This is a genomic window from Pseudomonas sp. MB-090624 (assembly GCF_003205245.1).
Taxonomy (GTDB): Bacteria; Pseudomonadota; Gammaproteobacteria; order Pseudomonadales; family Pseudomonadaceae; genus Aquipseudomonas; species Aquipseudomonas juntendi.
Window position 1 is genome coordinate 1 of the sequence record NZ_QJRK01000060.1, and the last position, 16,072, is coordinate 16,072.

A 16,072-nucleotide genomic window follows, 5' to 3' on the forward strand; every position below is an offset into this window, starting at 1 on the left:
CCGCGCCGACACCCAGGGCGATCAGGCGATGGGCCAGGCGGTTGGCGCGGGCGTTGAGCTGGGCGTAGCTCAGGCGCACCTCGCCGAAGGCCAGCGCCGGGGCATCCGGGGTGCGCTGCACCTGGGCTTCGATCAGTTGCTGGATGCTCTGCTGCAGCGGGTACTGTTCAGCGGTGGCGTTCCACGTGACCAGGGTGCGCTCGCGCTCGGCGGCCGCCAGCAACGGCAGTTCGGCCACCGGTTGGTGCGGTTGCTCGACGATGCCTTGCAGCAGGTTGATGAAGTGGGTCGACAGCCGCTCGATGGTCGAGCGCTCGAACAGGTCGGTGTCGTATGCCAGGGAAACCATCAGCCCCTGCGCGGTCTCGCTGGTATCCAGCACCAGGTCGAACTGCGCCGTGGCACTGTCCCAATGCAGCGGCTCGACACGCAGTTCACCCCAGTTCCGCTCGGCGCGCGCAGCGTACTGGTGGTTGAACAGCACCTGGAACACGGGGCTGTGGCTCAGGTTGCGTTCCGGTGCCAGGGCCTCGACCAGTTGCTCGAACGGCAGGTCCTGGTGGGCCTGGGCCTGCATCGCCGCCTGCCGGGTCTGGCGCAACAGGACGTCAAAGCCCTGCCCGCCATCGACTTCGGCACGCAGCACCTGGGTATTGACGAAGAAACCGATCAGCCGCTCGGTTTCAGCCCGGGTGCGGTTGGCCACCGGTACGCCGACGCGGATGTCGGCCTGGCCGCTGTAGCGGTGCAGCAAGGCCTGGAACGCTGCCAGCAGCAACATGAACAAGGAAGCATCCTGAGTCTTGGCCAGCTGTTGCAGGCCGTGGCTCAGTTCAGCCTCGAGCGGGAAGTCCAGGCGCGCACCACGCAAGCGCCGTTGGGCCGGGCGTGGCCGGTCGAACGGCAGCTCGAGCACGACCTGCTCGCCGCCCAGTTGCGCCAGCCAGTAATCGAGCTGGCGGGCACGCTCGCCACCGTCCAGCCACTGACGCTGCCAGGCCGCGTAGTCGGCGTACTGCACAGGCAACGGTGCACAGTGCTCGCCGTGGTAGCCGTGCAGCAGCTCTTCGACCAGCACCTCCAGGGAGGCGCCGTCGGAAACGATATGGTGCTGGACGATGACCAGCACATGGTCCTGCTCGCCCATGGCCAGCAACTTGACCCGCAGCAACGGCCCTCGTACCAGGTCGAACGGCGCCCGCACCTGGGCATCGACCCAGGCCGCCAGCGCCGCATCGTCCAGCTCGCCTGGGTGCTCGATCACGATGGGCAGCGCCAGGTGCGGATGAATATGCTGCCGCAGCTCCCCCGTGGCGTCATCGAAGGTGGTGCGCAATGGCTCGTGCCGGGCGATGACCTGGTCGAATGCCGACTGCAACGCCGGCAACTCGAGCGGCCCCCGCACACGCAACGCCGCCGGAACGTTGTAGGCGGCGCTCTGTGGGTCCAGCCGCCAGAGGAACCACTGGCGCTCCTGGGCATAGGACACGGCCATCGCAGGCGTGCGCGGCAATACCGCAATCGCCGCGGCCGCCCCCTGGCCCAGTGCGGCGCAACGGTCGGCGAAGGCCCCCAGGGTCGGCTGCTCGAACAGCTGCCGCAGGGGCACTTCGAGCCCGAGCCCTTGGCGAATGCGCGCGATGACCTCGGTCGCCAGCAACGAGTGGCCACCCAGGCTGAAGAAACTGTCGGCAAGGCCGACGCGCTCGACCTGCAGGGCTTGCGCCCAGATCGTCGCCAGTTGTGCTTGCAACGGCGTGCGCGGCGCTTCGTAGACCTGCTGGGCGGCACTGAAGTCCGGCGCCGGCAAAGCCGCGCGGTTCAGCTTGCCGTTGTTGTTCAACGGCAGCCGTTCCAGCACCAGCAGGTGGGCGGGAATCATGTAGTCAGGCAGCGCCTGGCCCAAGGCAGCCCGTATGCCCTGTAGCCAGTCAGCCGACGGCGTGGCCTGAGCAGCGACCAGGTAGGCCACCAGTTGCGGCCCGGTCGGCCCGGCGAGGGCCAGCACCGCCGCCTCGCGCACCGACGCCAACCCTTGCAGGCAGGCCTCGATCTCGCCCATCTCGATGCGCATGCCGCGAATCTTCACCTGATGATCGATACGCCCTACGTACTCCAGGACCCCGGCCTGGGTATAGCGCGCCAGGTCGCCGCTGCGGTACAGGCGTGCGCCAGGCTGTTCGGCGAAGGGATCCGGCAGGAAACGCTCGGCGGTCAACGCCGGGCGGTCGAAGTATTGCTGCGCCAGGCAGCTCGGTGCACCGATGCACAGCTCGCCGACGCCATCGCTGGGCAACAGCTGGCCGGCACAATCCAGCACATACAGCGAGCGGCCTGCGATGGCGTGGCCGATGGGCACGCCATACGCGTCCTGCGCATCTTCGAGGCGGCAGTCATGCACGCTGGAGACCACTGTCGCCTCGGTCGGGCCATAGGTGTTGACCAGGCTGACCCCGCCCAGCCCCGCCGCATGCCACAGGCGCAGCCCTTCCACCGACATGGCCTCGCCGCCCACGTGCACCTGACGCAGCTTGCCCAGGCCCTGGCCCGGCCGCGCCGCGCAAGTCTTGGCCAGCATGTGCCAGTAGGCGGCCGGCAGGTCGGCCAGGGTCACGCCCTGCTCGACAATCAACCGCGCCAACTGATCGGCGTCCCACAGGTCCTCGCCACGCATGATCAACGCGGCGCCGACGCACAGCGGCGGATAGCATTGCTCGACGAAGCCGTCGAAACTGAAAGTGGCGAACTGCAGCACCCGGTCGTCGCGCTCAAGGCGGGAGTAGCCGGTGGCGCTGTAGCTGAACTCGCGCAGGGCCGCATGGCTGATCGCCACCCCCTTCGGGCGGCCGGTGGAACCGGAGGTGTAGATGACATAGGCGAGCTGCTCGGCGGCGACCTGCACATCCGGGTCGTGGTCGCCACAGTGCGCGGCCTGCTCGCCCAACACCCCCAGTTCCAGGCGACGCAGCCCCGTCGGCAGCGCCAACTCGACCAGCAGGCCGTCGTCGCACAACAACAGGTCCAAGCGGCTGTCCTCGATCATGTAGGCCAGCCGTTCATGTGGATACTGCGGGTCCAGCGGCACATAGGTCGCGCCGCTCTTGAGCACGGCAAGCAGGCTGACGATCAGCTGCGGGCCACGGCGCAAGGCCAGGCCGACACGCTGGCCGGGGCGTACGCCCTTGGCGATCAGTGCATGCGCCAGGCGATTGGCCTGGCCATCGAGCTGACCATAGCTCAGGCGCAGCTCGCCACATTGCAAGGCCAAGGCCTGGGGCTGGCGCGCGGCCTGTGCCGCGATACGCTGGTGAACCAGTTCCTGGCTCGGCAACGCCAGTGCGCGGCCTTGGCTGAAGCCAAGCACCTGGGCCTGCCCCTTATCGTCAAGCAGGCCCAGCGCGCCTGACGGCGCGGCCGGGGTGGCGACCATCTGCGCCAGCACCTGGCGGAGCCCGGCGCACAGCTGAGCCACCTGCTCTGCCGCGAACAGCGCAGGGTCGTAGCCGAACGCCAGGCTGACCCCATCGCCGAGCTCGATGCCGATGGTCAGCGGGTAGTGGGTGCGCTCGTGATTGCTCACCGCGCCGAAACGCAGGCCGGCAGGCGCGCCCTGGCGCAGCGCCTCGGCCACCGGGAAGTTCTCGAACACCAGCAGGCTGTCGAACAGCGCCGCGCCCTGCTGGCCAGCCCATCCTTGAATGGCATACAGCGGCACATGCTCGAATTCACGCAGGCTCAGGTTGAAGTCCTGCACGTCGGCCAGGTAACCGGCCACCTGACGATCGGGCGCGACATCGATCAGCACCGGCAAGGTATTGATGAACAACCCGAGCTGGCCGTCGATGCCCGGCAGTGGCGCCGAACGCCCGGACACCGTGGCGCCGAAGGCCACGCAGGCTTGCCCGGTCAGGCGCTGTAGCACCAGGCCCCAGGCCGCCTGGAACAGCGTGTTCAAGGTCACCTTGTGGTGACGGGCAAAACGCTCCAGCTCGGCGGCCTGCGCGGCGTCGAGGCGGGCCAGGTACTCACCCTCGCCTTGCGCGTCGGCGGGGCGACGCAGGGCCTGGGCGAGCAGCGTCGGCGCCTGCAAGGCGCCGAGACGGGCTTTCCAGAAACGCTCGCCGGCACTGGCGTCCTGGCGTTGCAGCCACGCCAGGTAATCATGGAAACGGCCGGCCGGCGCCGACATGCGCTCGCCGGCGTAGTGCTGGACCACCTCGGCCAGTAGCTGGGCATTGCTCCAGCCATCCAGGAGGATGTGGTGGCAGGTGAAGACCAGGTGCCAGTCGTCGGCCCCGGTACGCACCAGCAGCAGCCTGAACAAGGGTGCGCGGGCCAGGTCGAAACCCGCCTCGTGCTCGGCCCGGGCCAGTGCATCGAGGTCTGCCGCAGGTTCATCGACGATGCGCAGTGGCAGTGGCAACTGTCGCTGGACGATCTGGTGGGCACTGTCCAGGCCCTGCCAGTGGATGCTGCTGCGCAGGATATCGTGACGCGCCAGGGCCGCCTGCCAGGCCTCGCCGAAGCGTTCCAGGTCCAGGCCGCCGATAGCCAGGCGCAACTGGTTGATGTAGGCGCCGCCCTGGGTTTCATACAGCGAGTGGAAGAACATGCCCTGCTGCATGGGCGACAGTGGGTAGAGGTCTTCGATGTTGTGGCCGGGCACCGGCAATGCATCCAGTTGCGCCTGAGTGATGCGCGCCAGCGGGAAGTCCGACGGCGACGGTTGCCCGGCGGGCACGCCCAGGCAGTGCTCGATGAGCGCCTCCAGTTCCTGGTCGTAGGCCGTGGCCAATGCCTGGACCGTGTCGGTGTCGAACATCGCCAGGCTGAAGCCCCATTGCAGCGACAGCTCGCCGTTGTACACCTGCCCTTCCAGGGTCAGCCAGTTGGCCAGCGGCGCGTCCGGGTCCTGGCCGTCGCCGCCGCGCTCGGTGGCCGGCGCCAGCAAGGCCTGGGCATCGAACTGGCTGTCGAACTGGCCCAGATAGTTGAAGGTGATGCGCGGCGGGTCAAGCGTCGCCAGGGCCTCGCGCACCGAGGCGTCACCCAGGTAACGTAGCACGCCGTAACCCATGCCTTTGTCCGGTACCGCGCGCAGCTGTTCCTTGATGGCCTTGATCGAGTCGCCATGACCGGCGCGCGGGGCCAGGCGCAGCGGATAGAGGCTGGTGAACCAGCCGACGGTGCGGGTCAGGTCGATGCCGTCGAACAGCTCTTCGCGGCCATGCCCCTCCAGCTGCACCAACGCCGCCTGGCTGCCGCTCCATTGGCAGATGACACGTGCCAGGGCCGTCAGCAGCAGGTCGTTGACCTGGGTGCGATAGGCTGCGGGCGCGACCTGCAGCAACTGCCGGGTGCGCTCGCGGGACAGGCGCGACGCCAGTTTGGCCCCATGACGGTTGCTTACCGGCGCGTCCGGCCTGTCGCACGGCAGTGCGCCATCGCCGCGTTGCGCTTGCCAGTAGGGCAATTGCCCGACGAACGCCGGCACCTGCTCGTGCAGCTGCGCAGACCAGGCCTGGTAGCTGCTGGTGCGCGGCGCCAGCGACAGCGGCTGCCCGGCCAGGCGCTGGGCATAAGCCTGCTCCAGGTCCTCCAGGAGGATACGCCAGGACACGCCGTCGACCACCAGGTGGTGAATAACCAGCAGCAGGCGCTGCTCGCCTTGCGGCAAGTCGACCAGCATGGCGCGCAATAGCGGCCCACTGCGCAGGTCGAGGCTGCGCTGGGCAGCGTCGCAGAGCGCCGTCAGCGCCTGGGCATCCGCAGCCTGGCGCTGCCACAGCTCGACCTGCGCGACCGGCGCGCCATAGTGCTGCCGCCAGCCTTCGGCGGCGGGCTCGAAGCGCAGCCGCAGGGCGTCATGGTGGTTGACCACATCGCCCAAGGCAGCGACCAGCGCCTGGGCCTGCAACGGTTGCCGGGCACCGAGCAGCAATGATTGGTTCCAGTGCTCGCGGACCGCAATGGCCTGTTCGAAGAACTGCCGCTGCACAGGGCTGAGCGCCACCTCGCCGGTGGCCGGCGCCTGCTCAACCGCCAACGATGGCTGGCGCCCGACCGCGCCGGCCAGGCCGCGCACGGTCTGGAACTGGAACAGGTCGCGCGGGCTGAACTGCAGGCCCTGGCGACGAGCGCGGCCAACCACCTGGATGGCGATGATCGAATCGCCGCCCAGCTCGAAGAAGTTGTCGTCCAGGCCAACCTCGGCCACGCCCAGCACCTCGCTCCAGACTTGCGCCAGGGTACGCTGTACATCGGTTTGCGGCGCCACGTAAGCGCCGCGCGAAGCGGCATCCGGTTGCGGCAGGGCCTTGCGGTCAAGCTTGCCGTTGGGGGTCAGCGGGAACTGCTCCAGCGGCATCAGGTGGCTGGGCACCATGAATTCCGGCAGCGCCTGCAGCAGCCAGGCCTTGAGCCCTTGCTGCCAGCCGTCTGGCATTTCGTCGAGCACCAAGTAGGCCACCAGTTGCTTGCCGTCCAGCGCCAACACCACGGCCTCGCGCACCCAGGCATGCTGGGCCAGGCGCGCCTCGATCTCGCCCAGCTCGATGCGCAGGCCACGGATTTTCACTTGATGATCGAAACGCCCCAAGTACTCGATCACGCCATCCACACGCTGGCGAACCCGGTCGCCGGTACGGTACAGGCGCTGTCCGGCCACGAAGGGGTCGGCAACGAAGCGCTCGGCGGTCAACCCCGGACGCCGGTGGTAACCACGGGCCAGGCCAATGCCACCCAGGTAGAGCTCGCCGGCAACGCCCGGCGCCACCGGCTCGAGGCCAGCATCGAGCACATAGGTACGGATGTTGGCGATGGGCTGGCCGATGGGCACGCTGTCGCGGCCTTCGTCGATGCAGGTCCAGTGCGTGACGTCGATGGCCGCCTCGGTGGGGCCGTAGAGGTTGTACAGCGCCGCCGCCGGCAGCTTGCCGAACACCTGCAGCTGCGCGTCCACCGGCAATGCCTCGCCGCTGCAGAGGATGCGGCGCAGGCTGTCGCAGGTCTCGACACCAGACTCGTGGATGAAGGCCTGGAGCATCGAGGGTACGAAATGCAGCGTGCTGACCTGATGGCGACGAATGGTCTCGATCAGGCGCGCCGGGTCCCGGTGGTCACCGGGTGCGGCCATGGCCAGCCGGGCACCCGTCATCAGCGGCCAGAAGAATTCCCAGACCGACACGTCGAAGCTGAACGGGGTCTTCTGCAGCACCGTGTCACCGGCACACAGGCCATAGGCTTCCTGCATCCAGTGCAGGCGGTTGGCCAGGGCTTCATGGCTGTTGCCGGCGCCTTTCGGCCGGCCGGTGGAGCCGGAGGTATAGATGACATAGGCCAACTGCCGTGGGTCGGTCGCCACCTGGGGCGGGCTGGCGGGCTGGTCGTCCAGCGTCAGTTGGTCCAGGGCGATGCACTGCACGTCAGCGGGCACCGGCAGGCTGCCCTGCAGCGCCTGATGGGTCAGCAGCAGGCGAATGCCGCTGTCCTCGATCATGTAGGCCAGGCGCTCCTCGGGGTATTCCGGATCCAGCGGCACGTAGGCCGCGCCGGCCTTGAGGATCGCCATCAGCCCGACGACCATTTCTACGCTGCGCAGCAGGCTGATACCCACGAGGCTGTCGGCTCCGGCGCCTTGCGCGCGGAGGAAGTGAGCCAGGCGGTTGGCGCGGGCATCGAGCTGCGCATAGCTGAGCGCGGTATCACCACAGACCAGCGCCGGGGCGTCTGGCGCACGGCGCACCTGATCCTCGAACAGCTGGTGCACGCCGCGTTCGAGCGGATAACCGCGAGCGGTGGCGTTCCAATCCTCCAGCACTGTGCGACGGCTGGCGTCATCGAGCATCGGCAACTGCCACACCGCGCTGTGCGGCTGGCTGACAAGGGCTTGCAGCAGGGCCTGCCAGTGTGTCGCCATGCGTTCGATGGTGGCGGCCTCGAACAGGTCGCTGGCATAGGTGAAGGCGGCGTGCAGGGTGCCACCCTGCTCGTAGGTGTCCAGGCTCAGGTCGAACTGGGTGGTGCGGCTGCGCCATGCCAGGGGCGACAGTTGCAGCCCCGAGGCCAGGGTCACGGTGGCCAGGTCGGCGACCTGCGGCTGGTGGTTGTACATCACCTGGAACAGCGGTGCATGGCTTAGGCTGCGCTCGACCTTCAGCGCCTCGACCAGGCGTTCGAACGGCAGGTCCTGGTGCGCCTGGGCACCGTGTACGACCTGCTTGATGCCTTGCAGGTAGGCCAGCACCTCGAGGTGCGCGTCCGGCCGCACACGCAACACCTGGGTGTTGACGAACAACCCGATCAGCCCTTCGACTTCGGCGCGGTTGCGGTTGGCCACCGGGCTGCCGATACGCAGGTCGGCCTGGCCGGTATAGCGCTGCAGGAGCAAGCCGAACGCGCCAAGCATGACCATGAACGGCGTAAGGTTATGCTGCCGGGCGAAGCCGCGCAGCCGCTCGGCCAAGGCCGCATCGACCGCGAACGAGCGGCGCTCGCCACTGAAGCTCGGGGTCGCCGGCCGGGCATTATCCAAGGGCAGTTCGAGCACGGGCTGCTCATCGCCCAACTGCGCCTGCCAGTACGCCAGCTGCCGCGCCAGTTCGCCGGCTTCCAGCCAGCGGCGCTGCCACAGGGCATAGTCGACGTACTGGATCGGCAGATCCGGCAGTTGCGGCGCATGGCCAGCGGCGAAGGCGTCGTAGCAGCGGCTGAACTCGTCGATCAGCACGTTCATCGACCAACCGTCGGAAACAATATGATGCAGGGTCAACAGCAGTACATGTTCCTGCTCGGCCAGGCGCAACAGACGCACCCGCAGCAGCGGCCCTTGCGCCAGGTCGAATGGACGCAAGGACTCGGCCTCGGCTTGGGCACGCACCTGCGCTTCGCACTCGGCCTCATCCCACTGACGCAGGTCGACCCGCTCGATCAAGGCCTCGCCCACCGGGCGATAGACCTGGAGCAGACTGTCGTCAGGCTGGACCTCGAATACGGTGGTCAGGCTCTGGTGACGCGCCAGCAGGCTGGCGAACGCCTGCTCCAGCGCGGACTCATCCAGTTGCCCGGTCAGACGCACCGCGCCTGGCAGGTTGTAGGCGCCGCTCTGGGGGTCCATCTGCCAAAGTACCCACATGCGCTGCTGGGCATAGGACAACCCTTGGCGGTCCGGCGCCTGGACCCCGGCCGGAATGGGGAACTGGGAAAAGTCGATGCCCTCCCTGGCCAGGGTCTCGAGGAACACGCCGCGTTTGTCCTGCGGCAGTTCAATGAAACGGCGGGCCAGTAGCAGGGACTTTTCTGCATTCATCAGATTGCTTCCGTACGAGTGAGGTATCGGGCGGGGCCCGGCTATCCCTACGAAACGGATGCAACCTGAAAAAAATTAACGCCATAGCGCCCCCCACGGCAGCTGCAGACACACCCCGGGGCAACCCCGGGCGTGGCCGACCGGCCCACAGCGAGGCGTTAATTTGCCGTTGCGACGGCTCGTTTACCAACAAAGCCGCCCTGCAAGAGGACCTTCGCATGCCTACCCCCTCCCGCATCACCCAGGCACTCCAGCAAGGCCTGCGCCGCCTGGTCGGCAGCCCCAGCCCGGCTGCCAGCGCCTACCGCCTGTTCGATCTGCAGCTCAAGCAACGCATCACCCTTTCCCCATCACTTGCACGCCTGGTGTTCACCGCTCCGGATGTGGCGCGGATGGCCACCATGGCCCCCGATCAACGGGTCAAGCTGTTCTTTCCCGCCCCAGATGGTTCGCTGCCTGTAGTTCCCGCCGATGCTCACTGGAAAACGGCGCACAGCGCCTTGCCGCCCGCGCAACGCCCACCCATGCGTACCTACACCATCCGCGCGCTGCGTCGGGAAGCACTGGAAGTCGATGTAGATTTCGTGCTGCATGGCGTCAACGGCCCTGCTTCGGCTTGGGCCACCCATGCCCAGGTAGGTGACCGCCTGCAGATGCTTGCGCCCAACCTGGACTATGCCGGCGACCCCGGCGGTTATGAATGGAAGCCACCCCAGGGCGTGCGCAACGTACTGCTGGTAGGTGACGAAACGGCACTGCCGGCGATTGCCGGCATTCTTGAGCAACTGGCAGGGACCCAACCCGAGCTTGCGGTGCAGGCGTTCATCGAGGTGCCGTTGCAAGCTGACTGCCTGGATCTGCGCCATGGCGATGCCACCGAACTGCATTGGCTGCCGCGCGATCTGCTGGGCTGCGCGCATGGCCAGGCCATGCAGCATGCGGTGCGCGAACTGGCCAGCCTGCCTCAAGGGCAGGCCGCGTCGCGGGTAAAGCTGGAAGAGGTGGATATCGACACACGAATACTGTGGGAGCAGGCCAGTAGTGCCAGGAGCACATTCCATGCATGGGTCGCGGGGGAATCGGCGACAGTGATGGATATTCGCCGGTATCTGATCAAGGAACGCGGGTTGCAACGCGCGTGCCTGACCCTGATGGGCTATTGGCGGGCCGGGCGGACCTTTGATTGATGTGAGATAGCCGGGGCACTTTGCGGCCCCGGCAAAGGCTCAGACTGCCGCGCTCAACGCCTCGGCAAAACGCTGTGCAACGTCATCGATCTGCTCGCCGCTGATGATCAACGGCGGCAGAAAGCGCACCACCGCGCCATGCCGCCCACCCAGCTCCAGGATCAGCCCACGCCTGAGGCACTCGCGCTGCACCTTCGGCGCCAGGTCGCGGTTAGCCGGTGGGTGGCCCAGCGCATCGGGCTGGCCTTGCGGGTCGACCAGCTCCACACCCAGCATCAAGCCACGGCCACGGATATCACCCAACTGCGGGTAGTCCCGCTGCAGGCGCTGCAGGTGCCCACGCAACCGCAACCCCATGGCCTCGGCATGCTCGGCCAGGCGATGCTCGACCAGGTAATCGATTACCGCCGAACCCGCCGCCATGGCCATCTGGTTACCGCGGAAGGTGCCGGCGTGCGCCCCCGGTTTCCACGTGTCCAGCCAGTCGCGGTACACCACCACCGCCAACGGCAGGCTGCCGCCAATGGCCTTGGACAGCGTGACCACGTCCGGCACGATGCCGGCATGCTCGAAGGCGAACATCCGCCCGGTACGGGCAAAGCCGCTCTGAATCTCATCGACGATCAAGGCCACACCCGCCTGCTCGGTGATCCGGCGCACGCCCTTGAGCCATTCGATATCGGCCGGGATCACCCCGCCCTCGCCCTGCACCACCTCCAGGATGACTGCAGCCGGCAGTGGCACCCCGCTTTCTGGATCGAGCAGCAGGTTTTGCAGGTAATGCAGGTTGGCCTTGACCCCGGCCTCACCGCCCAGGCCGAACGGGCAGCGGTAGTCGTACGGGTATGGCATGAACTGCACGCCGCTGCTCAACAAGGCACCCAGCGGTTGCTTGGGACCATGGCTGCCCATCAGGCTCAGCGCCCCCTGACTCATGCCATGGTAGGCACCCTGGAAGGCCAACACGGTGCTGCGCCCGGTGGCGCTGCGCACCAGCTTGAGGGCCGCCTCCACGGCGTCGGTCCCGGTCGGGCCGCAGAACTGCACCTTGGCCTCGCGGCGCAGGGCCTCCGGCAGGGTGCTGTACAGGTCCTGAACGAAGCGGTCCTTGACCGGTGTGGTCAGGTCGAGTGTGTGCAAGGGGATCTCATCGGCCAGCACACGCTGGATCGCCTCGATCACCACCGGGTGGTTATGGCCCAGCGCCAGGGTGCCGGCGCCCGCCAGGCAGTCGATGAACTGTCGGCCTTCGACGTCTTCGACGTGGATACCCCTGGCGCGCTTGAGCGCCAGCGGGATGCGCCGTGGGTAGCTGCGGGCGTTGGACTCCTGCTGTTGCTGGCGTTGCAGCAACGGTGAGTCGGTGAATTCGTACAGGACCTGCGGCACGCTGGCCGGCGGGACCTGGGCAAGGCTGGAAGCGGTGGACATGGGTAAATCCTCGCAAGCGAGCGAAAGTGCGGGTGTTCGTCGCTTGGAAAACGCTTGGGTGCCGGGAGGATTTAGCGGTTGTTACTGTATTTTATTCCTCCTGTGCCGGCCCTTTCGCGGGCTTGCCCGCTCCCACAGGGTCAGGCCCTGTGCAGTACCTGTGGGAGCGGGCAAGCCCGCGAAAGGGCCGGCACAGGCAGTGAAAATCAACTGCTCGAACGCGCCGGCACTTGCAACCACACCCGCAAGCCATCGCTACTGCTGTCGAACCTGAGGCTACCGGCACACCGCTGCACGATCGCCTGCACGATCGCCAACCCCAGCCCGCAACCACCGCTCTGCCCGCTGCGCCAGAAACGCTCGGTAAGGTGTTCCAGATCCGCCTCGGCAATCCCCGGCCCATGGTCCCGCACCATGAAGCCCACCTGCCCGTCAGCCATCTGCACCTCCAACTCCACTGCCTGTTCGCCGCCATGGCGCAGGGCGTTGTCCAGCAGGTTGCGCAGCGCGGCCACTGCCAGCGGCGCCGGCATGCCCAGGTAGATCTGCGTGGCTTCTTCAGGCAATCGCAGCACAATGCGCCGGTTGTCACCCCCGCCCGCGTCCTGTACGGCCTGGCGGGCCACCTGCTCGGCGCTGCACTGCACGCCATCCTCGAACGAAAGGCTGCCCTCCACCCGTGCCAGCATCAGCAACTGCTCGAGGGTACGGTGCATGCGGTCGGCGCCCTGCTCGGCATGCTCCAGTGCCTGCTCGCGCACGGCGCCATCGGTCATGCGCGCCACCTGCAGGTGGGTCTTGATTGCGGTCAACGGGCTGCGCAACTCGTGCGCGGCATCGTCGGTCAGGCGCCGCTCGCGTTCGATGGTCTGGGCAATGCGCAGGAACAGCTGGTTCTGGGTGTCCAGCAACGGTTGCAACTCGCTGGGCAGGCCCGCCACCTGCAACGGCTCGACGCTGTCGGCACGCCTGCGGCGCAAGGCATCGCGCATGCGGTTGAGCGGTTCCAGGCCCTTGCCCAGGCCGATCCACAACAACCCCAGGCTACCGAGCAGGGCCATCAGCACCGGCGCTGAAGCCGCCAGCAGGATCGACTGGTTCAGCGCTTCACGCTCCATATGCCGGTCGGCGGTGGTGATGCGCACATCCCCATGGTTGTAGGTGAAGGTGCGCCACGAAGCGCCGTCGATGGTCTGGTCGCGGAAGCCGCTGCGCTCGTCATCCATGGTCCCGTCGTGCTTGTGGTTGCTGGCGAGGATTTCGCCGCGCAGCGAGCTGACCTGGCAGGCCATGCCGTCCGGCACGCTGAACTGGTCGGCCGAGAAATGCGCCTCGCCGCCCTTGGCCGTCAAGGGTTGCGGCAACTGGTCGATCAGCCCGGCGACCATGCGCGCCGAGGCGACCAGCCGTTGGTCGAGGGAAAACATCATCTGCTGGCGCAGGTCGCGCAGCATCCATGCCGCAGCCAGCACCCAGATGATGATGAAGGCACTGCCCAGGATCAGGCTCAAGCGTACCCGCAGGCTCATGGTGCGGCCTCTTCCGGTGCCTGCGCCGGGCCCAGGCGGTAGCCCAGGCCGCGCACGGTCTCGACGATACCGTTGCCGAGCTTGCGCCGCAGGTGGTGGATATGCACGTTCAGGGCGTTGCTTTCCACTTCGTCACTGAAGCCATACACGCAGTCCTTCAACTGCTCGCTGGACAACACCCGCCCGGGGTTTTGCAACAGGGCCTGCAACAGCGCCTGTTCACGGCGGGAAAGGTCGACCTGCTGGCCGGCCAGGGTCGCCTCGCAACTGCTGGGGTCGTAACGCAGCGGGCCGTGCTCGATCACATTGACCGCCCGCCCCGCCACCCGCCGCAGCAGGGTGTGCAGGCGTGCAGCCAGCTCGCGCAGGTCGAAGGGTTTGAGCAGGTAATCGTCGGCACCGGCCTGCAGGCCATCGACGCGATCGGTGACGGCGTCGCGCGCGGTAAGCACCAGTACCGGCAAGGTCTCGCCTTTTTCGCGCAGGCGGCGCAGCAGCTTGAGGCCGTCTTCGTCGGGCAGGCCCAGGTCGAGGACCATCACGTCGAACTGCGCCGCCTGCAGCATGGCCCGCGCAGCGGCGGCGTTGCCCACCCGGTCGACGGTCAGGCCCTGGGCGGTAAGGCCGGCGCAGATGCCGGCGGCGATCAGGTCGTCGTCCTCGCAGAGCAGAACGTGCATGGTGTGGGCTCCCGCATTGGTGTGGCTGGCATTGCACTATGAAGGGATTAAGGGGGGATTATGGACCTTTTGTGGGGGGATCAGGTGTTCGCCGAGAGATTTTCAGCGCCTGTGAGATCGAGCGCCGCCCGCGCGGCGCATCGCGACCAAGGTCGCTCCTACATTTGTTTCGGGCCAATTATTCCTGTGGGATCCGCGCGCGCCCCTTGGTGCATGTCTCGATATCGCGTCGTACAAACAAGGCGGTCGCGTGCGACTGGCACAGGATGGACTGGCCCGAAACAAATGTAGGAGCGACCTTGGTCGCGATGCGCCGCGCGGGCGGCGCTCGATCTCATAAGCGCTGAAATTGTTTCGGCGAACACCTTTCACAGGCGCAGAACATGTTGTGGCAAACACCCCATGCCTACATCAACCCCTGCGGCGTATCCACATCCCGCAACACCCCTGCATCCTCCACCTCAACCTCCACACAACAATCCCGCTGCGCGCGCACTACCGCCCGCGCCCCTTCATCACCGGTCAACTGCCCCAGCGCCGGCCAGAAATCGCGGCCAAAGATCACCGGGTGCCCCTGTTGCCCCGCATGGCGCGGCAACACAATGCGCGAAACGCTGGAGGCCTCGGCCAACCGGCGCAGGGTGGCCAACTCGATCCACGGCATATCACCCAGCAAAATCGCCACCGCCTGCGCGTGGCTGTCGCCCAACGACCGGCCCCCGGCCACCAGGCTGTGCCCCAGCCCCAGCGCCGCATCCGGGCTAACGATCACCCGGCAACCGGCAGGCAAACCGAAATCCTCCCCCCGTTCACCCTCGCGCAGCACCACACGCACATCGTCGAACACCGCCCTCGCCCGCGCCACGCTATGCGCCAGCATGCTGCGGCCGTCAGCCAGGGTCGCCAAGCGCTTGTCAGCACCGAAACGCGTGCCGCGCCCGGCAGCCAGCACCAGCGCGACCACGCTCACAGCGCAGCCCGCCCGATGCCGTTACGCACCCGCAGCACATCGGCCAGCACCGCCAGGGCGATCTCTGCCGGGGTCTTGCTGCCCAGGTTGAGGCCGATCGGTGCATGAATGCGCCCCAGTTCGACCTCACCCAGCCCACCAATGCGCTGCAAGCGCTCGCGACGCTTGTCAGAGGTGGCCTTCGAGCCCATCACGCCGATGTAGAACGCTTCGGTACGCACCGCTTCAAGCATGGCCAGGTCATCGATTTTCGGATCATGGGTCAATGCAACCACCGCCGTGTCGGCATGGCAACCGCCATTGGCGATAAATTCCGACGGCAGCTCGCGGCGTAGCTCGATGCCGTCCAGGTGCACGCCGTCGAGCACTTCATCACGTGGCTCGCAGAGAATCACTTCGAAGCCCAGGCCTTTGCCGAACTCGGCGCAACAGTGCGCCACGCTGGAATAGCCCGCCAGCAGCAGGCGCTGGGCGGCGCCGACGCGCAGCCGTACACAGGTGGGCTCACGCTGCACCCGCGGCCCCTGGCTGGTGTCAGGCACCAACTGGCGGTTGCCGTCGGGCAGGCGCACTTCACGCAACAACCGGCGCTGCCCCAGCAATGCGCTTTGCAACTCGCGCAGGTGGGCCTGCACGTCGCACTCGGCCGCCAGGTTTTCCACCAGCACTTCCAGCACCCCGCCGCACGGCAGGCGAATGCCCGAGCGGGGGTCACTGCCATCGCCGTAACGCACAAGGGCGACCGGCTCGGCGAACTCGCGCAAGGCCACACGGTGCAGGAAGTCGTCCTCTACGCAGCCGCCAGACAACGAACCCAGCCACTGGCCGCTGGCGTTGACCGCCAGCAGCGACCCCGGTGCACGCGGCGCCGAACCGTAGGTGGCGAGTACCGTGCACAACCACACCTGCTGACCGCTGCACGACCACTGCAAGGCCTGGCGAATCACCTGAAGATCGAGATGCTGCAC

The 16,072-nt window shown here is 67.2% G+C and carries 7 protein-coding genes; 1 reads left to right on the top strand and 6 read right to left on the bottom strand.

Annotated features, from left to right (window positions below; all coding sequences use genetic code 11):
• Positions 1–9,307 (bottom strand): non-ribosomal peptide synthetase (locus DMX12_RS25760; protein ID WP_146226868.1); only part of this gene is annotated, 9,307 nt, incomplete at its 3' end.
• Positions 9,308–9,525: 218 nt separating this feature from the next.
• Here DMX12_RS25760 and DMX12_RS25765 point away from each other — a divergent pair.
• Positions 9,526–10,494, top strand: coding sequence for a siderophore-interacting protein (locus DMX12_RS25765; protein ID WP_110679828.1), 969 nt, complete (start codon positions 9,526–9,528; stop codon positions 10,492–10,494).
• A gap of 39 nt (positions 10,495–10,533) precedes the next feature.
• On the opposite strand, the gene DMX12_RS25770 is transcribed toward DMX12_RS25765, so the two are convergent.
• From DMX12_RS25770 to DMX12_RS25805, 5 genes are all read right to left on the bottom strand, one after another.
• Positions 10,534–11,925, bottom strand: coding sequence for an aspartate aminotransferase family protein (locus DMX12_RS25770; protein ID WP_110679829.1), 1,392 nt, complete (start codon positions 11,923–11,925; stop codon positions 10,534–10,536).
• 206 nt (positions 11,926–12,131) lie between these two features.
• A complete protein-coding gene (locus DMX12_RS25780) occupies positions 12,132–13,454 on the bottom strand; it encodes an ATP-binding protein (protein WP_009684794.1) in 1,323 nt (440 codons plus the stop codon).
• Entirely contained in the window at positions 13,451–14,134 is a 684-nt protein-coding gene (locus DMX12_RS25785) for a response regulator transcription factor (RefSeq protein WP_009684795.1), read from the bottom strand. The genes DMX12_RS25780 and DMX12_RS25785 overlap by 4 nt, the downstream gene beginning before the upstream one ends.
• A gap of 406 nt (positions 14,135–14,540) precedes the next feature.
• A complete protein-coding gene (locus DMX12_RS25800) occupies positions 14,541–15,104 on the bottom strand; it encodes an NTP transferase domain-containing protein (RefSeq protein ID WP_110679831.1) in 564 nt (187 codons plus the stop codon).
• Positions 15,101–16,072 (bottom strand): XdhC family protein, encoded by a 972-nt coding sequence (locus tag DMX12_RS25805; protein WP_110679832.1) that lies wholly within the window; start codon positions 16,070–16,072, stop codon positions 15,101–15,103. The genes DMX12_RS25800 and DMX12_RS25805 overlap by 4 nt, the downstream gene beginning before the upstream one ends.